21 protein-coding genes are annotated in these 24,615 nt (G+C 34.8%); 9 read left to right on the top strand and 12 right to left on the bottom strand.

Features of this window, described 5'->3' with window-relative positions; genetic code table 11:
- Positions 1–11 precede the first annotated feature (11 nt).
- Entirely contained in the window at positions 12–1,490 is a 1,479-nt protein-coding gene (gene proS / locus ACFX5F_RS03715) for a proline--tRNA ligase (protein WP_379850032.1), read from the bottom strand.
- Positions 1,491–1,591: 101 nt separating this feature from the next.
- Between proS and ACFX5F_RS03710 the strand changes: the two genes are divergently transcribed.
- From ACFX5F_RS03710 to ACFX5F_RS03690, 5 genes are all read left to right on the top strand, one after another.
- Entirely contained in the window at positions 1,592–2,572 is a 981-nt protein-coding gene (locus tag ACFX5F_RS03710; RefSeq protein ID WP_379850030.1) for a hypothetical protein, read from the top strand.
- A gap of 48 nt (positions 2,573–2,620) precedes the next feature.
- Positions 2,621–4,126 (top strand): OmpP1/FadL family transporter, encoded by a 1,506-nt coding sequence (locus ACFX5F_RS03705; protein ID WP_379850028.1) that lies wholly within the window; start codon positions 2,621–2,623, stop codon positions 4,124–4,126.
- Positions 4,127–4,344: 218 nt separating this feature from the next.
- Complete coding sequence (rimO, locus tag ACFX5F_RS03700; protein WP_379850026.1) at positions 4,345–5,658, top strand: 30S ribosomal protein S12 methylthiotransferase RimO; 1,314 nt, start codon at positions 4,345–4,347, stop codon at positions 5,656–5,658.
- Between the two features lie 42 nt (positions 5,659–5,700).
- The gene (locus ACFX5F_RS03695) at positions 5,701–6,168 is read left to right on the top strand and encodes a hypothetical protein (RefSeq protein WP_379850024.1); all 468 of its coding nucleotides are present in this window, start codon (positions 5,701–5,703) and stop codon (positions 6,166–6,168) included.
- Between the two features lie 43 nt (positions 6,169–6,211).
- Complete coding sequence (locus tag ACFX5F_RS03690; protein ID WP_379850022.1) at positions 6,212–7,114, top strand: N-acetylmuramoyl-L-alanine amidase; 903 nt, start codon at positions 6,212–6,214, stop codon at positions 7,112–7,114.
- Between the two features lie 233 nt (positions 7,115–7,347).
- On the opposite strand, the gene ACFX5F_RS03685 is transcribed toward ACFX5F_RS03690, so the two are convergent.
- A complete protein-coding gene (locus ACFX5F_RS03685; RefSeq protein WP_379850020.1) occupies positions 7,348–8,397 on the bottom strand; it encodes an outer membrane beta-barrel protein in 1,050 nt (349 codons plus the stop codon).
- A gap of 553 nt (positions 8,398–8,950) precedes the next feature.
- On the opposite strand from ACFX5F_RS03685, the gene ACFX5F_RS03680 reads away from it, so the two are divergent.
- Positions 8,951–9,310, top strand: coding sequence for a hypothetical protein (locus ACFX5F_RS03680; RefSeq protein ID WP_379850018.1), 360 nt, complete (start codon positions 8,951–8,953; stop codon positions 9,308–9,310).
- A gap of 35 nt (positions 9,311–9,345) precedes the next feature.
- A complete protein-coding gene (locus tag ACFX5F_RS03675) occupies positions 9,346–9,825 on the top strand; it encodes a hypothetical protein (RefSeq protein WP_379850016.1) in 480 nt (159 codons plus the stop codon).
- 90 nt (positions 9,826–9,915) lie between these two features.
- Here the strand turns inward: ACFX5F_RS03675 and ACFX5F_RS03670 are convergent, their stop codons facing one another.
- The 10 genes from ACFX5F_RS03670 to ACFX5F_RS03625 form a co-directional block, all read right to left on the bottom strand.
- Positions 9,916–10,752, bottom strand: a complete 837-nt coding sequence (locus tag ACFX5F_RS03670; RefSeq protein WP_379850014.1) for a hypothetical protein — start codon at positions 10,750–10,752, stop codon at positions 9,916–9,918.
- 39 nt (positions 10,753–10,791) lie between these two features.
- Positions 10,792–12,144, bottom strand: a complete 1,353-nt coding sequence (locus ACFX5F_RS03665) for an NAD-dependent succinate-semialdehyde dehydrogenase (RefSeq protein ID WP_379850012.1) — start codon at positions 12,142–12,144, stop codon at positions 10,792–10,794.
- Positions 12,145–12,211: 67 nt separating this feature from the next.
- The gene (locus ACFX5F_RS03660; protein ID WP_379850010.1) at positions 12,212–12,862 is read right to left on the bottom strand and encodes a GNAT family N-acetyltransferase; all 651 of its coding nucleotides are present in this window, start codon (positions 12,860–12,862) and stop codon (positions 12,212–12,214) included.
- A gap of 76 nt (positions 12,863–12,938) precedes the next feature.
- Positions 12,939–14,360, bottom strand: a complete 1,422-nt coding sequence (locus ACFX5F_RS03655; RefSeq protein WP_379850008.1) for an aldehyde dehydrogenase family protein — start codon at positions 14,358–14,360, stop codon at positions 12,939–12,941.
- Entirely contained in the window at positions 14,357–15,658 is a 1,302-nt protein-coding gene (locus ACFX5F_RS03650) for an aspartate aminotransferase family protein (protein ID WP_379850006.1), read from the bottom strand. The genes ACFX5F_RS03655 and ACFX5F_RS03650 overlap by 4 nt, the downstream gene beginning before the upstream one ends.
- The gene (locus tag ACFX5F_RS03645; RefSeq protein WP_379850004.1) at positions 15,651–16,136 is read right to left on the bottom strand and encodes an Lrp/AsnC family transcriptional regulator; all 486 of its coding nucleotides are present in this window, start codon (positions 16,134–16,136) and stop codon (positions 15,651–15,653) included. The genes ACFX5F_RS03650 and ACFX5F_RS03645 overlap by 8 nt, the downstream gene beginning before the upstream one ends.
- Positions 16,137–16,193: 57 nt before the next feature.
- A complete protein-coding gene (locus ACFX5F_RS03640) occupies positions 16,194–17,789 on the bottom strand; it encodes an amidohydrolase (protein WP_379850002.1) in 1,596 nt (531 codons plus the stop codon).
- 57 nt (positions 17,790–17,846) lie between these two features.
- Positions 17,847–19,193, bottom strand: coding sequence for an aspartate aminotransferase family protein (locus ACFX5F_RS03635; RefSeq protein WP_379850000.1), 1,347 nt, complete (start codon positions 19,191–19,193; stop codon positions 17,847–17,849).
- Positions 19,194–19,214: 21 nt separating this feature from the next.
- Entirely contained in the window at positions 19,215–19,886 is a 672-nt protein-coding gene (locus ACFX5F_RS03630; protein WP_379849998.1) for a GNAT family N-acetyltransferase, read from the bottom strand.
- 10 nt (positions 19,887–19,896) lie between these two features.
- Positions 19,897–21,423, bottom strand: a complete 1,527-nt coding sequence (locus ACFX5F_RS03625; RefSeq protein WP_379849996.1) for a Na+/H+ antiporter NhaC family protein — start codon at positions 21,421–21,423, stop codon at positions 19,897–19,899.
- A 209-nt stretch (positions 21,424–21,632) separates the two neighbouring features.
- Between ACFX5F_RS03625 and ACFX5F_RS03620 the strand changes: the two genes are divergently transcribed.
- Positions 21,633–23,090, top strand: coding sequence for a CoA-acylating methylmalonate-semialdehyde dehydrogenase (locus ACFX5F_RS03620; protein WP_379849994.1), 1,458 nt, complete (start codon positions 21,633–21,635; stop codon positions 23,088–23,090).
- Positions 23,091–23,162: 72 nt separating this feature from the next.
- Positions 23,163–24,494 (top strand): aminotransferase family protein, encoded by a 1,332-nt coding sequence (locus ACFX5F_RS03615; RefSeq protein ID WP_379849992.1) that lies wholly within the window; start codon positions 23,163–23,165, stop codon positions 24,492–24,494.
- The last annotated feature ends 121 nt before the right edge of the window (positions 24,495–24,615 follow it).

Genomic DNA, 24,615 nt, shown 5'->3' with positions numbered 1-24,615 from the left:
ATTATTTTTTTTTAATATGCCTTCGCAAACAAGACTCTACCTATAGACTCACCCCCAGTAAAAACGCAGCTTCCCGCCTCTTCTACTCTGTCTAAAGGAATACATCTGATGGTCGCTTTAGTCAAGTCTTTAATCTTGTCTTCAGTAGCTGCGGTTCCATCCCAATGAGCTGATACAAAGCCTCCTTTAGTGTCTAAAACTTGCTTAAATTCATCAAAACTATTTACTTCAGTAATGTGCGTATTTCGATAATTTAATGCTTTTTCAAACAAGTCTTTTTGAATTTGCTCTAATAAATCGCTGATATAAGTCACAATTCCATCTTTAGAAATAACTTCTTTTGACAACGTATCTCTCCTTGCAACTTCAAAAGTTCCATTTTCCAAATCTTTAGGACCAACAGCGATCCTAACTGGAACTCCCTTTAATTCCCATTCAGCAAACTTAAATCCTGGTTTTTGAGTTGTTCTATTGTCGTATTTAACAGAAATATTCAATTTCTTAAATGCTTTCACCAAAACATCTACTTCGGCCGTTATGGCTTCTAGTTGTTCGTCTGTTTTATATATAGGAACCACTACCACTTGAATCGGCGCCAAATTAGGAGGTAAAACCAACCCTTGATCATCAGAATGCGTCATTACCAGAGCGCCCATCAAACGAGTTGAAACGCCCCAAGAAGTTCCCCAAACATGTTCTTGCTTTCCTTCGGCATTAGCAAATTTAACATCAAATGCTTTTGCAAAGTTCTGGCCTAAAAAATGAGATGTTCCAGCTTGCAATGCTTTTCCGTCCTGCATTAAGGCTTCGATACAATAGGTCTCTTCAGCTCCTGCAAAACGTTCTGTTTCCGTTTTTATTCCTTTTATAACTGGAATTGCCATGAAATTCTCGGCAAAATCAGCATAAACATTCATCATTTTTTCAGATTCTTCAACAGCCTCTGCTTTTGTAGCATGAGCTGTGTGCCCTTCTTGCCACAAAAATTCAGCGGTACGTAAAAATAATCTGGTTCTCATTTCCCATCGAACAACATTTGCCCATTGGTTAATTAACAACGGTAAATCTCTATAAGACTGAACCCATCCTTTGTATGTTGACCAAATAATAGCTTCACTCGTTGGACGAACGATTAATTCTTCTTCCAGCTTCGCATTAGGATCAACCATAAGCTTACCAGGCCTATCAGGGTCGTTCTTTAATCTATAGTGAGTAACAATCGCACATTCTTTTGCAAATCCTTCAGCATTTTTCTCTTCTGCTTCAAACATGCTTTTTGGAACAAATAAAGGAAAATAGGCGTTTTGATGACCTGTTTCTTTAAACATTCGATCCAACTCCGCTTGCATTTTCTCCCAAATTGCATAACCGTAAGGCTTGATTACCATGCAACCTCTTACACCTGAATTTTCGGCTAGATCAGCCTTCACAACCAGCTCGTTATACCATTTTGAATAATCTTCTGATCTTGTAGTTAAGTTCTTACTCATATTGAATAGTTTGGCACAAATTTTGTTTTAATTATTTTAACTAAATAGTTCCGCAAAACTAACTATTTTTGTAGTGTCCAACAATAAAAAACCCCATAGATATGAAAACTAGTACTTTTTTCTTCAGAAATGCATCAATTTATTATATTATTGGGTTTTTGATCATTTTCTTATCCTCTTGTGGCTCCTATCAAAACAGTTCTTATTACAATAGAGACGGTATATATGGAACTACTGAGACTGAAAATATTCAAAGAGAGCCTCAAGTTGGCGCAAACAATCGGTACAAGGATTATTTTAGTTCTTTGCAAAACGACAATCAGTCTACTCAAATTTTCACTGATATTGATAGTTACAATGATTCAAATCAAAGCAATCAACAAACTGGTTCCGGCTACAGCGATTGGGGAAGTAATTATCAAAAAGCTGATATAAATATCTATCCAAATCAATGGGGTGTTTCGTTAGGATATGGATATGGCTCGCCTTATGGATATGGATATTCAAATTTCGGTTATGGCTATCCTTATGGATATGGCTATTCAAATTTCGGTTATGGTTATCCTTATGGATATGGTTATTCTAGTTTCGGCTGGGGATTTCCTTATTATGGGTTTGGATTTGGATACTCAAATTATGGATATCCTTATTATGGCGGAGGATATTCATCTGGATATTACAACAATAACAATTATTCTTACAACCCGAGTAGAAGAGGCTCTAATTATTCGAACAATATAAATAGCACTCGAAACTATAACAACCGAAGTTCTACAGATTATTCTCAAAACCAAGTAAATGGCACTAGAGGAGGAAACTATAAAAATTCTACTTACAACGACACTAGAACAAGTCCTACGTTTTCTAGAAACCAATTTCAAAATCAAAACAATTCTAGCTATACGCCCAGCAGAAGATCAAGTACAACAAACTCTCGCAGTGATAGCAACTCCAATACCAGAACCTACACACCAAGCCCTAGAAACGACTCTAATTCATCCTCAAGATCATATAGCCCTTCAAACTCTGGCAGCAGCAATGATGGTGGAAGATCATCTGGAGGCGGAGGAAGAAGAAGATAATTTTTACTTTAGATTGAACAAAACAAAACAAATTTAAGCTGATATAAAATGAAAAAAATTTTATTCCTATTACTAACTGGCTTCACTTTTACTGTAGCTCAAGCACAAGAAATAACAGATGCCATGCGATATGCACAAGATAACTTGAATGGTACCGCCCGCTTTAGAGCTTTGGGAGGCGCTTTCGGAGCTCTAGGCGGTGATTTATCCTCTTTGAATATAAATCCTGCCGGTTCTGCCGTTTTTTCAAATAATCAGATTGCGGTAACTTTAAGTAGTTATAACACAAAAAATAATTCAAATTATTTTGGCACAACAACTACTGAGAAGGATAACTCCTTTGATTTAAATCAAGCGGGCGGTGTTTTTGTTTTTAGAAATGGAAACTCAAACAGCGATTGGAAAAAGTTTTCATTGGCTGTGAATTATGACAATGTGAAAAATTACACTAATTCATTATTTTCAGCCGGAACCAATCCAACCAACTCAATTGATGGCTATTTTTTGAGTTATGCCGATGGAATACCTTTAAGCAAACTAAGAGACTCTAGTTATAGAAGTTTAGATAACGGAGCGCAGCAAGGGTTTTTAGGATATCAAGGGTATATCATAAATCCAGTTGATCCTAATAATAACAACAATACCCAATACACAACAAATGTTCCTGCTGGAGGAAATTACTATCATGAAAATACAGTAACAACAAACGGTTACAATGGAAAACTATCTTTTAATGCCGCTACATCGTACAAAGACAAACTATATATAGGACTGAACCTAAACTCTCATTTTACAGATTACAGACAATCTACTAGTTTTTATGAAGACAATAGTGCTCCATTGACTGCTGATTACACAATAACGAAATTACGTTTTGATAATGAATTGTACACTTACGGAACTGGATTTTCATTTCAAGTGGGCGCTATTGCAAAAGTTACTACCGAAGTTCGCTTGGGACTGGCTTATGAATCATCAACTTGGTATCATTTGAGTGATGAATTTTCTCAAAAACTTGTTGCCGTAAGCAGTGCAGCAAATCAAGCAGATACCAATGATCTTGTAGATCCTCAAGTCACAAATGTTTATGCACCATACAAACTACAAACACCAAGCAAATTGACTGGAAGTTTTGCTTATGTTTTTGGAAAATCTGGATTAATTAGTATTGATTATGCCATGAAAAATTACAGCAACACGAAATTTCAACCTGAAAATGATTCGTATTTTAATAGTGTCAACAATTATATGAGTTCTGTTTTGGATAAAACCAACGAGGTGAGATTGGGTGCTGAATACAAAATTGAGAAGTTGAGTTTAAGAGCGGGTTATAGATACGAACAAAGTCCTTATAAAAACAAAACAACTGTAGGTGATTTGACTGGTTATTCAGGTGGTTTAGGGTATAATTTTGGTTCAACCAAAGTCGATTTGGCTTATTCAACTGCAAAAAGAAGTTCACATCAAGGCTTTTTCAATCAGGGTTTCACAGATGGTGCAAATATTAAAACTATCAATAACAATGTCTCTTTGACTTTATTATTTGAATTGTAATATATAAAAAGAGCTATAGAAAATCTGTTTCGTTATCAGGAAACGGATTTTTTTTAGCCCTGATAAAAGTGGAAATCCTCCCGATTTTTTTTTTCGGGAGATTGCAACGAATAGCAGGAATAGCTCCATAAAACACTTGAAAAGAAACGGAAACAAGTTCAGTTTGAATAAAAAATCGTAATTTTGCAAACTTCCTAAATTATCGGGAATATAATACTATGAGAACGAAGTCCTTAAAAAAGAATAAAATCAATGTGATCACTCTCGGGTGTTCAAAAAATGTATATGATAGTGAAGTGCTTATGGGTCAACTGCGTGCCAGCGGCAAAGATGTTGAACATGAAGCGCCAGCCGAAAGTGAAGGAAACATTATTGTAATAAATACTTGTGGATTTATCGATAATGCTAAGGCAGAATCAGTAAATATGATTCTCGAATATGCAGACAAAAAAGAAAGAGGTTTAGTAGATAAGGTTTTCGTTACTGGATGTCTTTCAGAACGCTACAGACCTGATTTAGAAAAAGAAATTCCAAATGTGGATCAGTTTTTTGGTACGACAGAGTTACCGCAATTATTGAAAGCATTAGGAGCCGATTATAAACATGAATTATTAGGAGAGCGCTTAACAACAACGCCAAAAAATTACGCCTATTTAAAAATTTCTGAAGGTTGTGACAGACCATGCAGTTTTTGTGCAATCCCATTAATGCGAGGAAAAAATGTTTCTCAAACTATTGAAAAATTAGTAAAAGAAGCAGAAGGTTTAGCTAAAAACGGAGTTAAAGAACTAATTTTGATTGCTCAGGATTTGACTTACTACGGTCTTGATTTATACAAAAAACGTAATCTTGGAGAATTACTGGAAGCATTAGTAAAAGTAGAAGGAATCGAATGGATTCGTTTGCACTACGCCTTCCCTACTGGTTTTCCTATGGACGTTTTGGAAATCATGAAACGCGAACCTAAAATTTGTAACTACATTGACATTCCTTTGCAACATATTTCAGATTCTATCTTGAAGTCAATGAGAAGAGGAACAACTCAGGCAAAAACAACAAAATTATTGAAAGATTTCCGTGAAGCAGTTCCCGGGATGGCAATTCGTACAACTTTGATTGTGGGATATCCTGGAGAAACGCAAGAAGATTTTAATATTTTAAAAGATTTCGTTCAAGAAATGAAATTTGACAGAATGGGTTGTTTTGCCTATTCTCACGAAGAAAACACACATGCATACCTACTGGAAGATGATGTCCCTGATACTGTAAAACAAGAGCGTGCCAACGAAATAATGGAATTGCAATCTCAAATTTCCTGGGATTTAAACCAAGAAAAAGTAGGTCAAGTTTTCAAATGTATTATTGACAGAAAAGAAGGCGGACATTTTGTAGGCCGAACCGAATTTGACAGTCCTGATGTTGATAACGAAGTACTTATTGACGCATCCAAGCATTATGTAAAAACTGGAGAGTTTGTTATGATAAAAATTATCGAAGCTACTGAATTTGATTTGTACGGAGAACCTGTTTAGATTTTTAATTCACATCCCCCCAACCTTTATAAAATATTCAATATGAAAATAGTTAAACCGTCAGTAATAAGTATTGTTGTGTTATTATCAATACAAACGGTTTCTGCGCAATACGGAAACAATGGATATGGAGGCGGAGGTTACGGAGGTAATGGTTATGGTAATAGTGGCCGAATGAATAGCGGAATGAGTCAGGACAGAAGTCATGATAAACCAAGAGAAATTCCTGCTGAAGAAACGATAGGCAAAATAATGCTTAAACTAAAACCGGCGGTAAGTCTAGATGAGCTTCAGGAAATTGCCATCTCAAATATCTTGTTAGAAAGCATCAAACGACAAGGTGTTATTTTGAAACAAGAAACGAATCAAAGCGATCAGATGAAAGACCTTCAAATACTTTCAGAAAATATGGAAAGAAAAGTTATTGAATTATTAAATGAAGATCAAAAAGAAAAGTATAAAATATTTTCAGAGGAAAGTAAAAATCCAAAAAAATCCAAGAAAAAATAATTAACCCCTTTTTTGGAACAAAGAAATGTAATTATAAAAAAACATGAAGAATTCTTTTTACTTTCTGATTTTAATTATCGTTATCACGTCTTGTGCAACAAATCCTTACAAGGCCAGTGAGAAAATATACAATACAAAACTTAATGCATTAAAAGAAACGATTTCAAGCAAGCAATCTATTTCTTTACCATTGGTTAATAATTATAAAATCACAATCGATACTTTATTTACCAATCAACTGCATAATGTCAAAGATTCGATTTCAAGAACTAGGCTTACTATTTTGAAAAATGGTGTAAATACAGAGTGGATTAGCACCGTGAATTTTAACTTAAGAAAACCTAACTTTATTATCATTCATCATACAGCACAAGATTCTTTACAACAAACTATAAAAACATTCACTTTAGCAAGTACGCAAGTCAGTGCCCATTATGTAATTGGTGATGATGGCAGAGTGATACAAATGTTGAACGACTATTTAAGAGCATGGCACGGAGGAACTGGATCCTGGGGTAAAAATACCGATATCAATTCTGCATCAATCGGAATTGAGCTAGACAACAATGGAACCGAAGTTTTTTCTGACGCACAAATTAATAGTTTGATAGCCCTTTTGACTAAATTAAAAAAAGATTACAACATTCCAACTCAAAATATTATTGGACATTCTGACATTGCACCTACCAGAAAAAAAGATCCTAGCGCATATTTTCCATGGAAAATTTTAGCCGAAAAAGGATTTGGTATCTGGACTGATGAAATAGTAGAAATGGCACCTTTAGACTTTAATATTGAACAAGGATTGCGAATTATTGGTTACGATACAAAAAACCTTTCTGCGGCTGTTACAGCTTTTAAGTTGCATTATATTCAGTCTGATGTAAATGATGCAGTCGATGAAAATACTAAGAATATTATTTACTCGATATACAAGAAACAATAATTTATTAGTTTAAAAGAATATTTAAAACCTTCCAAATCTAAGTAATACGATTACAAAACAACAAAATCCTAACTAATGGAAACTTCTAGTTTGGGAAAAGGCTCCATGTGACCTTATACGTAACATCAGCACTTAAAAAAAATCTTGATTAAGTCCTCCCAATAAAAAAAAGCTGCCAAAATACTGAAGAAGCATCTTGACAGCAAAAAAAATATTGCCTTTGTATAATTTAATTAAAAACGGTACGTTGTTCCTAACAAAACATAAGCGTTAGAACTTGATGGACTTGAATTGCGATCTATAAATACATCTTCCGATGACAAATCAACTCGAACCTCAGGAATGATTGTTAAATTTCCAACTTTGTAGTTCAATGAAAGTGTGTTTCCTATAATTCTAGACCCACCTAAAGCAGATAGTGTTACAGCAGCATTCGTTGCATCAAAATATTCCAATCTGTACGCTAAACTAAGATTATTTTTTGGAGCGTAGGCTGCATATCCAATTACAGCAAACCATTTTTCATCATTTGCACTTCTCATATCATCATTTATTAAAGCATAAGTCCCATTAAATCCTAAAGAGAATTTATCAGAAATCTTTTTTGACGCTACTACATCAAATTGTGTTTTGTTTACGGTAGTTGCAGGATTTGAGCTGCCAGAAGTTGCATTAAAATAGATACTTCCTGTATCCCCAATATATGCTATTTGTCCGATTAAAGTTTTTTGAGTTGACCCCGCTTCAATCGCTGTTTTAAAATCTGTTGGATTTGTTACCCCGGCCATAAAACTAACTTTTCCTGAAGTATATTGCGCTTTTACACCAGTATTAAAAAATGGTCCGTTTGTAAAGGCATAAGACATACTGTAGTTTTTATTATCCACAGCATCCAATAGTTCATATCCTATGTGAGTGCCAAAGCTACCTGCTGTAATTTTAAATTTATCTGAAATTTCATAAGTGAAATTTAATTGTTTAATCATAAATGAACTGCTAGTATCATTATATGCAAATTCTTTAGCTCTATTTCCAAATCCCAGATCCACAAATACAGAAGCTTTCCCCATTTTATGAGATGCAGCAATAGAAACCATTCCAAGCTCAAATGAGTTATGTGAATTAGTAAAACTTGTTTTTCCGTTTCCTACTAAGTTCGCAAAATCATATTTATAATACATATCAGCCGATCCTCTAAAAGTAGTCGCTGGTACTGGTGTGTCTTGTGCAAAAGCAAATCCAGATGCACATAAAACCGCTAAAATGGTTGTTAATTTCTTCATGAATAATTTAGTTTTTAGTTAATAATATGGTTGGTTTTTAGTTTTCATTTTGAATAAAACAAATAAGTTAAATTGCTGTTTTAAACAAATTTCATCAATTTTAAATAGATTAATTCTTACTAAAAATAGACCGATTCGCTATTGTTCTGAAGCGAAATTATTAACTTTTTTTTCTCATCAATTCTTTTTTTTAAAATTTGGATAAGAATTACCAATATCAAAAAATAGCTTCCTAATAATAATTATTTCTTATTTTAAATGAATAATTTAAAATAATCAATAATAATACTTTTTTAAAAATACCCCTTAAAAAATATAGTATAAAAAATAAAAATAACTAAAAAATACTTTTTATTAAAGTAAATAACATTTAAAATAAAATACACCATATATAAAATAGGGTGCAAACAAAAATATAAATTTTATAAAAAATAAATTTCACTTAAAAATGCAACAAAAACATCCTATATACATTAACCGAAACTATAAAAACGATTAATCCACACCTTCCCTAGATTTGCTAATTAGATTTACTTTTTTTAAATTTGACAATATGAGTTATAGAATAATTAAATTCAGTTTTATACAATTGTTGACGATCTTTTCATTTATCTTGATCAGTCAGAAACTGGCATTTCTTATCGAAAATGAGAAACAGACTTTTTCTGAATTAAACAAAAACATTGACGATGAAACTAACCTAGAAGATGATTATACATACCTATCCGCTACCGAAACTTTCAACGAATCAAATTTTATAGCATTCCCTCATCTTTTCAAACAAAAAAATAATTTTACTTATCTATTAAAATTCGAAGATTACCAATCTAACATTCCAACTCCACCTCCTGAATTATCACCATTTCCGTTTGCAATGCTACACAAAGACCCTTTTCTAAGAGACAACTCCTAAAAGGCATTATTTCAGAAACAAAAAATCATCCAAAAATGAAAATATCACTTTCCCTGGTACTGCTGTTCTTTGCAGCGTATTTACAGGCACAAACACATCAAATCATAAAGCATAACGACGAGAAAGTAAATGTAAATTTTATTAAAATTGAAAATAATTTGATTTATTATACCTTTCCTGAAAGTTCTGAAGAAAAAAAAATAAGCAAATATGCTGTTGCACAATTAAATGACAAATCAAACAAATCACATTTTATCGCATCCCAAAAAATTGATATAACAAAAAGAGGCGACTACAAAAAAGTAATTATTTTGAGAGAAACAGAAACTATTGGTCTAAAAAAATTAGAGACCATCCGTGTCTTTACACCTAAAATCAAAGGAGAATCTAATCTATCTACACAAGAACGAGGCGAACGACGATTAAAAGAAAAAGCAGCTTTTAAAGGAAATCCCTTTTTTGTAATTGTATCAAGTAAAAACGAGTATTTAACAGCGATAAGCTACACCTATTAGATCTTTTAACAAAGAGGATAAATAAACCAAAAAAAAGAGGCTATCTTTATAACAAGACAACCTCTTTTTTTATGTAAATATTTTTCTTTATTAATATGAAAAAGTAACTCCTGCCACCAAAAACTGCTTCCCAAATGGTTCTAAATTAGCCTTATTTGAAGCGGCATTATAGGTATAATTCAACCAAATGGGCATAGTAATACTTTTGTTTAATTTAATTTCTTTTGATACTTTACATCCTAGATTTACAAAAGATGGCTTATCATAATCCGCATAAGAATAATACCCCGCCTTATTATTAAGAACCGCACCCACAACTGGAGAAACACTTAATCCCAAAGGAGCTTCTATCTTATATCCCAACTCTACATAAGTCGTGAAATTTTGCTTCCCTTTCACATCATTGTCATCTTTATATCTAAAATCATTCCCGGCAACCAAAGTACTTAGAGTAAACCAAATAGGCACTCCTTTTTCAGAAAAATCAAATAAAAACTGTAAATCAATAGATTGTGACCCATCGTTTCCAAAATTAAAAAAATCATTAGAAACCCCTTCTTGTTTGTCTGTGGAAGGCCAATAATAATCTTGCACCGAAACTGTCAAAAAATCAGACACAGCATAATTTAAAATCAAATCCAATTCTTGGTATCCTTTTGATGCTCCATTGGCATCATAATATGCTTTTTTAAAATTATGTGTGGTCCAAAATCCAACGGAAAACTTATCATTTACATTATAATTACCATACAATTGTGCTACTGGATAATTACCTCCCCAAGATTGTCCTCTCCAAATGTATCGGCTGGCGATATCGAGATTTATATCCCACTTTTTCTCCACTTTTAAAGTGTCTGAAACAATTTCCTGAGCAAATGTAACTGTACTGGTTAGCATAAAAGCTAAAATGATTACTACTTTTTTCATATTTGGTTGGTTTTTTGGTTGGTTAATTCAATTTTAAAATTATTCGATAATCACTGATTTCATATTCATAAATTCTTTAATTCCAATTTCAGACAACTCTCTTCCGTACCCTGATTTTTTTGTTCCTCCAAAAGGAATTCTGGAATCAGAACGTACCAATGAGTTTATAAAAACATTTCCAGCCTCAATTTTTCGTGCCAATCTATATGCATTTTCACGATCTTCCGACCAAATTGCAGATGCCAAACCATATCTGTGGTTATTGGCAATAGCAATCGCATCGTTTTCATCTTTGGCTCTAATTATTGTTGCTAATGGTCCAAAAGTTTCCTCTTGAAAAGCAATATTGTTAGCATCTACAAAATCAATTAATGTTGGTTGAAAATTGCAATTTTCACGTTCTCCTCCTACTACTAATTTCGCTCCTTGTTGCAATGCTTTTTCTAATTGATGGCTTAGTTTTTCGGCCAAATCCAATCGGGCTAATGGTCCCATATTAATTCCATCTTGTAAAGGATTTCCTTGACTTAAAACACGTACTTTTTGGGCAAAAAGAGCCGCAAATTCATCCGCTACTTTTTCGGTAACGATAAAACGTTTGGCACAAATACAAGCCTGACCTGCATTTAGCATTCTGGATTGGGTAGCAACAGTCGCCGCTTTTTCAATATCGGCATCATTCAAAACTATAAATGCATCTGAACCTCCCAACTCCATAACTGATTTTTTTATGTGCTTTCCAGCCAAAGAAGCCACAGAAGAACCTGCCATTTCACTACCTGTCAACGAAATCCCATGCACAATATCCGAAGCGATTACACTTTCGACTTGAATAATATCAATGGTTATTTGTTGGAAAACACCTTGTGGAAAACCGGCTTCCAGAAATGCATTTTCAATAGCTTTGGCGCAGCCAATAACGTTTGGAGCATGTTTTAAAAGTGTCACATTACCAGCCATAATTGCCGGCGCCGCATAACGCAATACTTGCCAAAAAGGATAATTCCAAGGCATAATGGCAAAAATAGCACCCATCGGGTCATAGACAGACATACTTGTAAAAGGCGTGTCGTACTTTTCATCTTTTAGCATTTTCTCTGCATTCTCGGCATAGAAGTCACAATTTCCTGCTGATTTTTCGACTTCACTAATTCCTTCGGATACAATTTTACCCATTTCATTAGTAATCAATAAACCTAATTCTTCCTTTTTTTCTCGAAGAATATTGGCTAGATTTTTCATTTTATCAGCTCTTTCCTGAAAAGACGTATTCCGCCAATTTTTAAAAGCACTTTCTGACAATTCCAATTTTTGATTCAATTGTGCATTTGTCAACACTTCGTGTTCCGCAATAATTTCTGTTGAAAATGGATTTATTGATTTGAATATCATTTTGTTTTTTGTTTAAAGTTTAAGGTTCCTTGGCAGAACTCCATTACGATTGAACACTGATTACTCTTTAATGGCTATCGCTTAATTTCGTATTTGGATCCAAAGGCCAATACATCAAAACCGAACAATTTCCGCTTCGGGGATCATCTAAATAATCAAATAATGGCTCTACCAAAATGAATCCACATTTAGTTTGCGCCGTGACCGTTGGGTCGATAATTTCGGCTTTAATTAATTTATCACAATATTCAGCAATAGTCATTTGATCTTTCACATTATCAAACCCAATAGGCATTCCTGCGGTCATTTGTCCTTTGGTTCCCAATGCTCTAGCTACCTCCTGACGTGCATTGTAAATTTCTCTACCAATACCTTTGCCTTGATAATCCGGATGAACTGAAACGTCTAATCCGTAAAGCCATTCCGCTTTTGGATCGTGTGTTCCCAACCATAAATTATCCGAAATTTCCAAGAAAGTATGATTTCCTTTGTGGTAATTTTGCAGCAAAGTTGTTGTTGCTGCAATAACTCTATCGCCATCTAAAACAACCATTTGTCCTTCAGGAAAAATCTCCATGTGACGTATGTATTGCGCTTCAGTCATCAACTCTTCTTCAGACAAAGTTGGAAAAACAATTTTTTGAAGTTCAGCTTCTTGTTTGGCATATTCAGGAGTAGCTGTTCGCAAAATGTATTTACCTAAAATTTCTTTTTTCATGTATTTATAATTGAAAGATTTAAAATTTGAAAGACTAATAATATTTTTGACTTTATGGCTTTCGACTTTAAAACATCTATGACATATTACCGTAACTAATTAGTTTCAGTTCCATGTATTCTTTTAACCCTTCGGAACCGGACTCGTGTCCCACTCCGCTACTTTTTATTCCAACAAAGGGCAATTCAGTCCCGTGAGCAGCCCATTCATTGACTCCTACCATTCCAAATTCTAGATTTTCAGCATAGAAATTAGCTGTTTTAATATCATTTGTAAATACATAAGAAGCCAAACCATATTCGGTGTCATTCGCCCATTCCAGAACTTCTTCTTTCGTTTCGAAAGCGATGACGATCATCAAGGGTCCAAAAGCTTCTGTCTTAATAAAAGCCTGATTTTGTCTGGCTTCAATCAATGCCGGATGAACAAAAAATCCTTTCTCAGCAGCTTCTCCTCCAATGTGAACAATTGCTCCTTCGCTTTTTGCTTTTTCAAGCATTTTCAAAGAATGTTCCTGTTGTTTTTTATTAATTAATGGTCCAATAAAATCAATATCACCTCCATTAATTCCTGTTTTTAATTGCGAAATATCTTCTTTTACAATCGAAAGAAATTGGTTAAAAATAGAGGAATGCACATAAAAACGTTGCGGAGCAACACAAACCTGACCGCAATTTCGCAATTTAGCAACCAAAGCCTGATGCGCAATTGCTTCAACATCTACGTCTTTTTCTATAATCACCGGAGCATTTCCACCTAATTCAAGTGATAATTTAGTTGCTGTTTTTGAAGCACCGTCCATCAGAATTTTTCCAACTCTTGTGCTTCCCGTAAAACTTATTTTTTTCAATAAAGCATTTTCAATCATTTCAGTTCCGGTAGTAACTGGCTCAGTATTAATCAAATTGAAAACACCTTTTGGTATTCCGGCTTCGTGCAATGCTTTTGCCATATTGAAACTAGATAAAGGCGTAAATTCAGAACCTCTCATGACCACGCTACATCCAGCAGCCAAAGCAGCCGCAACGGCACGAGCCGGATTATAAGCTGGAAAATTCCAAGCTGTAATTACACCAACAACTCCTAATGGCTGATAAATAACCATCGAACGTTTATCGATTCTGCTAGACGGAATAACTCGTCCGTAACTGCGTTTTCCTTCCTCGGCAAACCATTCGAAAAGATTAGCAGATACTTGCCACTCACCACGAGATTCCAGCATTGGTTTACCCGTTTCCAGCGAAGTTTCCTTGGCGAAAGCCTCCACATTTATCCGCATATAATTGGCTGCCTTTTTTAGAAATTCAGCTCTAAAATAAGGTGTTGTATTTTTCCATTCTTTGAAAGAAGCTTCAGCGGCTGCAATCGCCAAAGCACAATCAGCAGTGTTCCCAAAAGGAACTTTATCAATTATTTCTTCGGTAGCCGGACTTTGCAAATCCCAAGTTGCGCCATTAATTGCGTCGCACCATTCTCCATTAATATATTGCTTTCTCATGATAGTATTTCTTGTATTGTTTCTTCTAAAATTGACAAGCCTTTTTCTAAAATTTTATCTTCTATAAATAATGGACTTAAAATTCGGATGCAATTTCCGTATGTTCCAGAAGTGATTACTATTAGTCCTTTCTCTAAACATTTATTGACAATGGCTTTTGTGGCATCACCATCAGGCATTTTAGTTTCTGGATTAAAAAATTCGATTGCCAACATAGCTCCCAATCCACGAACATCAGTGATGTTTTTCGAATATTTTGCCTGCAATTGATTGAATCTGTCTCGAACTATCTTGCCTACTTTATCTCCAGCCGCATTGATGTTATGTTTTTGCATGTAATTGATACTTGCCAATGAAGCCACACAACTCAACGGATTTCCTAAATACGTTCCTCCGATAAGTCCGGGTTTAACGGCATCCATAATTTCTTGTTTACCTATAACAGCACCAATAGGCATTCCGCCACCCATAGATTTAGCCCAAGTTGACAAATCTGGAATTACTCCATAATGCTCATAAGCGGCCCATTTTCCAGTACGACCAAAACCGGATTGCACCTCATCAAAAATCAAGACAATGTTATTTTCTGTACAGAATTTTCGTAGATACTGCACATATTTTTTAGAAGCAACCGTAAAGCCACCTTCACCTTGTACTAATTCCAAAATGATTGCAGCGGTTTGACTCATTGAAACGGTTGATGAAAAAGTTTTATGCAACTTCATAATCATCAAATCATCGAATTCATCTGCGGTCATACGGGCATTCATACTCGGTTTGTAATATGGATATTCCAAACGGTATACTTCAGGCGCATAGGGTCCGGCACCTTCTTTGTATTTCACATTAGATGTCAAAGTCATTGCCATCATTGTACGTCCGTGAAAGGAACCGTCATAACAGATAATTCCTGCTTTTCCGGTTACAGCACGAGCAATTTTTATGGCATTTTCAACGGATTCAGCACCAGATAACGTCAGCATTGCTTTAGTAGATTCACCATGCGGCAAAATCTCACACAATTTTTCCGTTAAGTCTAAATATTGTTCGTAAACGGAAACATTGAAGGAGGCATGAATGAATTTATCTGCTTGACTTTTAATCGCTTCAATAATTTCTGGCACACCGTGTCCTGCATTATTTACCCCAATTCCTCCCGCAAAATCAATCAATTCTCTGCCATCAGCATCAATAATGATAGCTCCTTTGGCAGATTGAATGCTGGACGGATTGAAAATTCCTAAAGCGTTTGGAACACTTTTCTTTCTTCTTTCGTATAATTTGTCTGTATTATTCATGTTGCTTGCTTGATAATTTTGCCAATTCTAAATCGGGTTGCGCGAATTTGTAAATTTTCATATACATATTTGTTTTCGTATCAAAAACACCTTCCATCGCATGAATTTTATCGCCTAATAATTCATTTAAATGTTCCATATCCCGACACATAATATTAGCTTCAATATCATAATCCCCTGAAACAGAAGCCAAAAAACTAATTTCGGGTAACTTTGCTAATTCCTCAAAAATGGTTTTCATGTATGATTTTGGTTTAACCGAAATCAAAACACTTGCATAAGCATTAAAACCAATTTTATTAGGATCGACCCTTCCAATTATTTGTAAAGTGCCATCTTCAATTAAATTAATATAACGATGTCTTATGGTACTCACTGCCACATTAATTTCTTTAGAAATTTCAGTAAACGACATTCTGCCATCCTTCTGAAGCAGCTTCAATATTTGGTAATCTAGTTCATCATCTAATGCGCTCATCTTTTTACTATTTTAATAACCCTATCATATTTTAAAACTCTGATAAAGTAAAATTCTCTACTCTTTTCGATATTTTAATTCTCCATCTACCCAAGTTTCATTGACTTCTACAGCAGAAACATCGTCTAATTTAAATGGATTTTTATTCAAGACAATAAAATCGGCATATTTCCCTGTAGAAAGATTTCCTTTTATATTTTCTAAATTATCCGCAATCGCACTTCCTACTGTATAGGCTTGTAAAGCTTGCTCGAAAGTTATTTTCTGGCTTTCGCCAATGACAAACCCATCCATTGCTTTTCGGGTAACCGCCGTTTCCATATTAACCCAGGGATTTATTTCTTTCACCACAGGTCCATCGGTAGATAAGGCTAAATTTATTCCGTAATCCAAAACCGTTTTACACGGGTAAACCACATCTAATAAGTCGTCTGGCAACGTGTTTTTGAAATTATTTGCCAATTCATAAATGAATATCGGTTGCATCGCCGCAGTCATATTCATGTGTTTAAAATCTTTTATATTTGCATTCGATAAAAACCCAACGTGTTCAATTCTGTGTTTTAATGTATTATCAATTTTGAACAAATCACGATACACTTTCAAAGTCAAATCGACTGCCTGATGACCAATGGCATGTGTGGCAACCGAAAATCCTTTTTCAACGGCTTCTTTTGCTGTTTGATAAAACTTATCGTAATCCAATCTCAAAACGCCTTTGTAACCGTCCGTATTTTTATACGGAACATTCAAAGCTGCTGTAGCCGAACTCAAACCACCATCAGAAAAAAACTTCACGGTTTTTATTTGCAAAAATTCCGATTCATATAATTTCGGTAAAACCTGAATTTCATCACTACCATCTGGAATTCGAAGCGGAAAAACATTCATTCGCACTTTCAACAATCCTTCTTGGTCCAATTTAATGTAAGCCGCCAATAATTCCTCATTCGCAGCCGGATCAGTAGCGCTTGTAATTCCCAAAGTCAACAAATACTTATGCGCTTCCAGAATCATGTTTTTATATTCTTCGAAAGTAAATGGAGGAATGTTATTCATGATTAATCCTAAAGCTCTTTCGGTAAAAATACCTTGCAGGCTTCCATCTTGATTTTTGCGAATTTCTCCTCCAAAAGGAACTTCAGTAGCTTCATCAACTTCTGAAATTGCTATGGCTTTTGAATTGGCAATTCCAATGTGCGCACAAGTTCTTATTACAAAAACAGGTCTGTCAGAAATAATTTCGTCTAAATCTTCTTTGGTTGGCAACCGTTTTTCTTCCAATACCATTTCATTAATTCCACGAGCCATAATCCATTCGGAATTCGGATTTTTATCGGCAAACTCTTTTAATAATCTTTTGAATTCCACAATCGATTTCACACCCCGAACATCCAACATATAGGTACGAAGATGTCCAATTTTCCAAACATGAATATGCGCATCATTTAACCCCGGAACAACAGTTTGTCCATTAAAATCAAATTCATTGGAAAAAGAACCAAATTGATTTCGCAATTCAGTTTCCGTTCCTATGGCTTCAATTTTTCCCAAATGGTTAATTACCATGGAATCCGCTTTTGCAAAAGCAGGATTCATAGTAATAATATTGGCATTATATATCAGTTTAAAAGTCATAAAGTCTAATATCATAAAGTCTAAATATCGAACTAGTCGTTATGACTTTCGACTTTTAGACTTTCGTCTAAATTATTTTCTTTCGTTCAATACTTCTTGGATTGCATTTTCAATTACATCCAATCCTTCATGCAATTGTTCGTCAGTAATAACAATTGGAGGTAAAAAACGAATACAATTGGTGTACAATCCTGCTCTGATTAAAATCAATCCATTTGCGACTGATTTTTTGATTACTGCCATCGCAAAATCCATATCAGGCTCTTTGGTTTTTTTATCTTTTACAAATTCAACTACCAGCATCGCTCCTATTCCACGAACATCACCAATACAAGAAAACTTATCTGCCATTGTATTTAATCGTGTTCTGATAGCATCTCCCACATGAACCGATTTGGCTAAAAATTCCGGTGTATTAATTTGTTTAATGGTTTCAAGTGCTGCCACCACTGCAATTGGACTTCCAGAATACGTTCCTCCAACACCTCCTAAATGGGGTGCGTCCATCATTTCTGCTTTACCTGTTACGGCGCTAATTGGCAATCCTGAACCTATCGATTTTGCCATCGTTACCATATCCGGAATCACTCCACTATGCTCGATAGAAAGGAATTTTCCTGTTCTTCCTGCTCCTGCCTGAACCTCATCGGCAATGAAAACGATACCATGTTCATCACAAACTTTTCTGATTTTTTCCAAGAAACGTTTTGGCACAGGAATAAAGCCACCTTCCCCTTGAACAGGTTCGATAATAATTGCTGCAACCGAAGAAGGATCGACGTGTGAAATTAAATTCTGGTCAAAACGCTCGATACAAAAATCTATATATTCCTCTTCCGTAAAATTATCGGGTTTGCGATATACATTTGGAGAATGAAAACGATAAATATCCTGGGCATAGCTGCCAAAGCCTCTTTTAAATAAAGCGTATTTACTAGTTAAACTCAAAGTAAGTAATGTTCTACCGTGATAAGCTCCTTCAAAACAAATTACTGCAGGTCGCTTTGTATAATATCGTGCAATTTGCACTGCATTTTCTACCGCTTCAGATCCGGAACAAGCCAACAATGTTTTCTTAGGAAAATCACCTGGTGTAATTTTGTTAAGCAGTTCTGCAAATTCTAAATACGGTTCAAAAGTAGTCACCAATGCTCCCGTATGCAGGTATTTATCCATTTGGTCTTTTATGGCATCAACTACTGCTTTTGGTCTGTGACCCAAATTTACCATCCCGATTCCTCCCGCAAAATCAATTAATTGATTTCCATCTACATCCCATACTAAAGCCCCTTCAGCCTTTTCGACAACCACTTCGGTAGATTTTCCTAAACCGGCAGGTAAAGCGGCGGCCCTTCTTGCTAACATTTCTTTGCTCTTTGGTCCAGGAATTTCTGATACTTTTTTAATTTGAGTTCCCATTTTTTTTATTTTAATTTTATTCTATTTTTTATTTTGCAACTGTTTTTTCAAACTATAATCTTCATCGACCGGTAAATACATTAGGATACTGGCAAACCCAGATTCAGGATCATTTATATAATTATACAAAGGTTTGATCCATCTAAATCCTGATTTTCGCTGTGGCGTAATCGTAGGATCTGTATATTTATTCATTTCTAATCCGTAACAATATTCTTCAATTGTCATTTTGTCTTTTACTTTTCCATAACCAATTGTCATTCCGGCTATAATCTGACCTATCAAACCCAAATTTCGACAAACTTCTAGGCGAGCTTTATACATTTCTTTCGAAAGACCTAAACCACGATATTCCGGCAATACTCCCATATCGATGCCATACATCCAATTTCCATCTGGTATATGCACATTGGATAACCATAAATTATCTGTCTCTTCCAGAAAAGTACTGTCATGTTCTGGAAAATGACATCTAAAAGTACTTGCCGACGCAATAATCTTTCCATCCTCCTCAATCACTAACTGCCCTGCAGGAAATATTTTTATGTGATTAGCAAAATGATTTCTATTCAATATTTCTGATTCGTGCAAAGTTGGATAACATCGTGATTGTACATACTCCATCTGAATGACATCATCTAATGTAGCATTACGAATTATAAATTGATTTTCAAAAATACTCTTGCTCATCATATCTTTACTTTTAAATTACATATCCAGCTATTAAATATAAGATTGATGAAACTCCAAATATTACTAACTGATAGGGAAATTGTGAAATACCATGTTTCATCATATCTATTTTACAAGACTGCGCTGTAAGCACTCTGTTATCAGAGAAGAAACATGCTGCAGCTCCCCAAACAGTTCCTGAAGCCAAAGCTCCTTGCGTTAGCCAAAAATCTGCTCCAAGGGAACGAGACAATATGGCTGTTGTTGGTACTAAAATTGCATATATTCCCCAGTTTGAACCTGTAGCCCAACAAATCCATGCCACTAATGCAAAAACAACAAAAGGCAGCGTTGCACTATTCAACCAGCTAATTCCTTGTAATTTCTCGGCTACAAATTCATTAAATCCCAATCCGTTTTGAACATCTTTTAATAAATAGGTCATTCCTAGAACTACTAACACGAAAGTGATTGATTCCATCCCTTTAACGAAGTTGTTTGATATTTTATTAAATTTTATTACTCCTAATACTAAATAAAACAAATACGTAAATACACAAGCTGTTGCTATTCCGCGAAGGGCATCAATACTACTGAAAATTGATTCTGAAGAAAAAGTTAAACTATCCCAATATTCCGCATCATACGGATAAGGAAAAATGGTACACCAAATTAGAATAACTAAAGGCAGAATAAAATAGACCAACTTCCCTTCTCTTGCTGGTTTTTTCTTCACTTTTACAACTTCAGGATCTATTAGTTTCACGCTTGCTTCCGCCTCCTTGATTGCTTTTGAATCCGGAATTAACTGAAACACTACTAATGCTCCCAGAATTAATGAAATCCACGCTGAAAAATTATAAGGAATTGTCCCTAAAAATGCTTCAATAGGACTTGTTATAACTTTTCCTGCACTATTTAAAACGCCTCCTTGAATAGCCGCAATTTGAGTTCCATAAAAAATAGTCCAAGTCGAAATAGGAAATATTATTGTCAGTGGTACACAAACAAAACTCAAAACCAATGCTAATTTCTCTCTTGAAACCCCAAATTTATCTGTAATAGGTCTCATCGTATTACCAATAGACAGTGCACTTAAATAGTCATCCAGAAAAAAGAAGAAACTTAAAAAATAAGTCATAATTAATGACTGCTTTTTATTTTTAACGTGATTCTCAGAGTATCTTCCGACAGCATTTATTCCTCCAGAAGCAACTAATAATTGTACAAATGCACCATATAATATACATACTAAAATCACCCATATTAGACCTTGATCATGAGCGTCTCTGGAAATCGATGAAAACATTCCGTCAAACATATTAAGAGGAAAAATCATTCCTTGTCCTTCTGGAAAAAATTCTTTCGATCCACCTTGCATAGCCAATAATACAAAACCAACGGCGCATCCTATTATTAAGGGTTCCAATGCTTTTCTTGTCATTATTGCAATTCCTAATACCGTAAATGCGGGAACTAAAGCGTGCCAATTGATAAAATAACAAAGTCCAGCCAAAAATAGTAAGGCGACTCCAATAATAGTTGAGATTGATTTCATTGATTTTTAGTTTTTGGTTTTTGGTTAATAGAATAATTTAAACTGGTCAGTTTTAAATTTTACTTAAAAATTAATAATATTAATTTTGTAAATAAATTAATAATTATGTGATTATTTTGTAAATCTAACAATAATTTCAACACTCACAAAAAATATTATTATTTTTTTAATAAAAAGTGTATATTTGAAAAACTAAAAAAAGTATAGTTATGGTATTTGATGAAGTAAGAAACTTTATAAATGGGGAGTTTAAATCAGGTAGCTCCAGCAAAATTCATACAGTTATATCGCCATTAGACGGTAAGGAATTAACTACTTTCAATGAATCTACGATGGAAGATTTGAATGAAATAATTGATTTTGCACAGAAAGCACAAAAAGCCTGGCAAAAAGTTACCTTAAAAGAAAGAGTTCAGGTATTTTATAAATACAAACAGTTACTGGAACAAAATAGTGCTGAACTAACCGAAATTATTTACCGTGAAAACGGAAAAATTCACGCGGAAGCTAAAGCCGAAATTGACAAAGCAATTGAACTTACTGAATTTGCCTGCTCGCTCCCTCAATTTGTAAATGGAGAGAATATGGAAGTCAGTAAGGGAGTTCACTGTTCTTCCACTAAATCACCCTTAGGAATTGTCGCTTCGATTGTTCCATTTAATTTTCCAACTATGGTTCCGCATTGGACCATTGTAAATGCAATTGCTTTAGGAAATGCTTTTATTTTGAAACCATCCGAAGCGGTGCCAATCAGTAGTCAATATACAGCAAAACTATTGAAAGAAGCCGGTTTACCTGATGGCTTATTCAATATTATAAATGGTACACAATCTACTGTTGAGAATCTTTGCGACCATCCGGATATTAAAGCCATAACCTTTGTAGGATCTACGAAAGTGGCAAAAATAGTGTATCAAAGAGCAAGTCAAAATTTGAAACAAGTTTTAGCACTTGGCGGAGCAAAAAATCATATCATTCTTCTTCCGGATGCGCATCCTGACATGGCATCATCAAATATTGTAGCTTCCATGAGTGGTTGTGCGGGACAACGATGCATGGCAGCGGCTACTTTAATAGCGGTAGGAAATTGCGATGCGATACTGGACAAATTAATCGATGATGCGAATAAAATTCAATGCGGTACAACATTGGGTGCAGTAATTTCGAAAACAGCCAAAGAAAGAATTGAGTCTTATATCACCGAAGCCGAACAACAGGGCGCCAAAATCATATTAGATGGTAGAAATACTACTGTTCCCGGAAAAGAAAATGGTTTTTATGTGGGGCCAACAATTATAGATTATGCGACTGCTGATATGAAAATTGCCAAAGAAGAAATATTTGGACCTGTCTTGACTATTGTTCGTGTTAATACAATTGATGAAGCTTTAGCAATTGAAAATGCCAATCCTTATGGAAATGCCTGTTCCGTTTTTACACAAAGCGGCGGTTTAGCCAATTATGTAACCGAAAATGCTTCTGCAGGAATGTGCGGAGTAAATATTGGTGTTCCTGTTCCGAGAGAACCTTTTGGTTTTGGCGGTTGGAATGAATCGAGATTTGGTTCTGGAGATATTACTGGAAAAAGCGCTATTGTGTTTTTTACTAAAGAAAAGAAAACGACCACCAAATGGAATCCTGAAGCAGGAACCAACTGGATGAGTTAAAAGATTTTCAAATGATGAGTAACAATTTTTGATTTCAGATTTTTGAGAATTGAAAAAATTAAAAAAATTAAAATGACTAAAGAACAAATAATAAGTGACAGTAAACAATACAGCTTGTTTACTTGGGTGGCCCAGAAAAATGTAAATCCAATTCCAATCGAAAGAGCCGAAGGCGTATATTTATATGAAGTTGGCGGTAAAAAAATCATCGATTTTTCCAGCGGATTAATGTCCGTAAATATTGGTCATGGAGATCAGCGTGTTACTGATGCAGTAGTTGAACAAATGCAAAAAGTGAGTTATGTTACGCCTTCTTGTACGACCGAAATTAGGGCTCAGTTAGCTAAAAAACTAGCGGCCATTTGTCCAGGAGACTTAAACAAAGCTTTTTTTACTCTGTGTGGTGCTTCATCCATAGAAAATGCCATAAAACTAGCCCGTTTGTATACTGGAAAACATAAAATATTTGGAAGATACAGAGGCTTTCACGGAAATTCATCCGCGAGTATGACTGTGGGTGGCGATCCTCGAAAACAATATACGGATGCACAACAATCAACTAATATTTTTCATTTGGACGATCCTTATGATTTTTATGGTTTAAGTGATCAAGATGAAGAAACAAGATTAAAATGGAGTTTGGATTCCGTAGAAAGAATCATTCGTTACGAAGGCGGTCATACGATTGCAGCCTTTATTTTCGAAGGAGAAAGTGGCTCATCCGGTTGTCTTCATTATCCAGAAGGCTATTTAAAAGGGATCAAAGCGTTATGCGAAAAATATGAAATTCTATTTATTGCTGACGAAGTAATGAGTGGTTTCGGTCGAACCGGAAAATGGTTTGGTTTTGAACACAATGATATCATTCCAGATATGATTTGTATGGCTAAAGGTTTGACTTCTTCTTACCTACCTCTAGGTTGCTTAATGGTTTCAGATAAAATTGCTGCAAAATATGAGGATTCCCCTTTATGGTTGGGATTGACTTACAATTCGCATCCTGTTTCTTTAGCGGCTTCATTGGCTGTTATTAACATTTACGAAACTGACAATTTGATAGAAAACACCAATAAAATGGGTGCTTATATGGAGAAACGTATCAACGAAATGCGCGTAAAACATCCTTCAATTGGTGATTTCAGAAACAAAGGATTACTGGGTTGTTTAGATGTTGTGAAAAGCAAAGAACCCTATCAATTGATGGCTCCTTTCAATGCTAATGCTGCCGAAATGGAAGTTATGAATAAAGTGGGTGCCAAGTTAAGAGAGCTAGGATTATATACCTTTGTTCGCTGGGGTTATATTTTTATAGCACCACCATTAATGATTAACGAAGCTCAAATTGATGAAGGATTAGCAATTATTTCTGAAGCTTTAAGTATTGCTGATGAATATGTTGTATAACTTATAGGTAAATCAAAAAAAGCAGTTGCGAGTATAAACTTGCAACCGCTTTTTTTTTAGATTATGAATAATTCAATTGATGTTTCCATGTAGATATGAGCTTTAATATTGGGATTACTCT

This window comes from Flavobacterium zhoui (assembly GCF_042787235.1).
Classification (GTDB): Bacteria; Bacteroidota; Bacteroidia; order Flavobacteriales; family Flavobacteriaceae; genus Flavobacterium; species Flavobacterium zhoui.
This window is presented reverse-complemented; position numbering and strand designations above follow the sequence as displayed.

Coding starts and splice junctions, on each gene's coding strand:
- proS (WP_379850032.1), bottom strand. CDS start 1,490: ATGAGTAAGAACTTAACTACAAGATCAGAAGATTATTCAAAATGGTAT.
- ACFX5F_RS03710 (WP_379850030.1), top strand. CDS start 1,592: ATGAAAACTAGTACTTTTTTCTTCAGAAATGCATCAATTTATTATATT.
- ACFX5F_RS03705 (WP_379850028.1), top strand. CDS start 2,621: ATGAAAAAAATTTTATTCCTATTACTAACTGGCTTCACTTTTACTGTA.
- rimO (WP_379850026.1), top strand. CDS start 4,345: ATGAGAACGAAGTCCTTAAAAAAGAATAAAATCAATGTGATCACTCTC.
- ACFX5F_RS03695 (WP_379850024.1), top strand. CDS start 5,701: ATGAAAATAGTTAAACCGTCAGTAATAAGTATTGTTGTGTTATTATCA.
- ACFX5F_RS03690 (WP_379850022.1), top strand. CDS start 6,212: ATGAAGAATTCTTTTTACTTTCTGATTTTAATTATCGTTATCACGTCT.
- ACFX5F_RS03685 (WP_379850020.1), bottom strand. CDS start 8,397: ATGAAGAAATTAACAACCATTTTAGCGGTTTTATGTGCATCTGGATTT.
- ACFX5F_RS03680 (WP_379850018.1), top strand. CDS start 8,951: ATGAGTTATAGAATAATTAAATTCAGTTTTATACAATTGTTGACGATC.
- ACFX5F_RS03675 (WP_379850016.1), top strand. CDS start 9,346: ATGAAAATATCACTTTCCCTGGTACTGCTGTTCTTTGCAGCGTATTTA.
- ACFX5F_RS03670 (WP_379850014.1), bottom strand. CDS start 10,752: ATGAAAAAAGTAGTAATCATTTTAGCTTTTATGCTAACCAGTACAGTT.
- ACFX5F_RS03665 (WP_379850012.1), bottom strand. CDS start 12,144: ATGATATTCAAATCAATAAATCCATTTTCAACAGAAATTATTGCGGAA.
- ACFX5F_RS03660 (WP_379850010.1), bottom strand. CDS start 12,862: ATGAAAAAAGAAATTTTAGGTAAATACATTTTGCGAACAGCTACTCCT.
- ACFX5F_RS03655 (WP_379850008.1), bottom strand. CDS start 14,360: ATGAGAAAGCAATATATTAATGGAGAATGGTGCGACGCAATTAATGGC.
- ACFX5F_RS03650 (WP_379850006.1), bottom strand. CDS start 15,658: ATGAATAATACAGACAAATTATACGAAAGAAGAAAGAAAAGTGTTCCA.
- ACFX5F_RS03645 (WP_379850004.1), bottom strand. CDS start 16,136: ATGAGCGCATTAGATGATGAACTAGATTACCAAATATTGAAGCTGCTT.
- ACFX5F_RS03640 (WP_379850002.1), bottom strand. CDS start 17,789: ATGATATTAGACTTTATGACTTTTAAACTGATATATAATGCCAATATT.
- ACFX5F_RS03635 (WP_379850000.1), bottom strand. CDS start 19,193: ATGGGAACTCAAATTAAAAAAGTATCAGAAATTCCTGGACCAAAGAGC.
- ACFX5F_RS03630 (WP_379849998.1), bottom strand. CDS start 19,886: ATGATGAGCAAGAGTATTTTTGAAAATCAATTTATAATTCGTAATGCT.
- ACFX5F_RS03625 (WP_379849996.1), bottom strand. CDS start 21,423: ATGAAATCAATCTCAACTATTATTGGAGTCGCCTTACTATTTTTGGCT.
- ACFX5F_RS03620 (WP_379849994.1), top strand. CDS start 21,633: ATGGTATTTGATGAAGTAAGAAACTTTATAAATGGGGAGTTTAAATCA.
- ACFX5F_RS03615 (WP_379849992.1), top strand. CDS start 23,163: ATGACTAAAGAACAAATAATAAGTGACAGTAAACAATACAGCTTGTTT.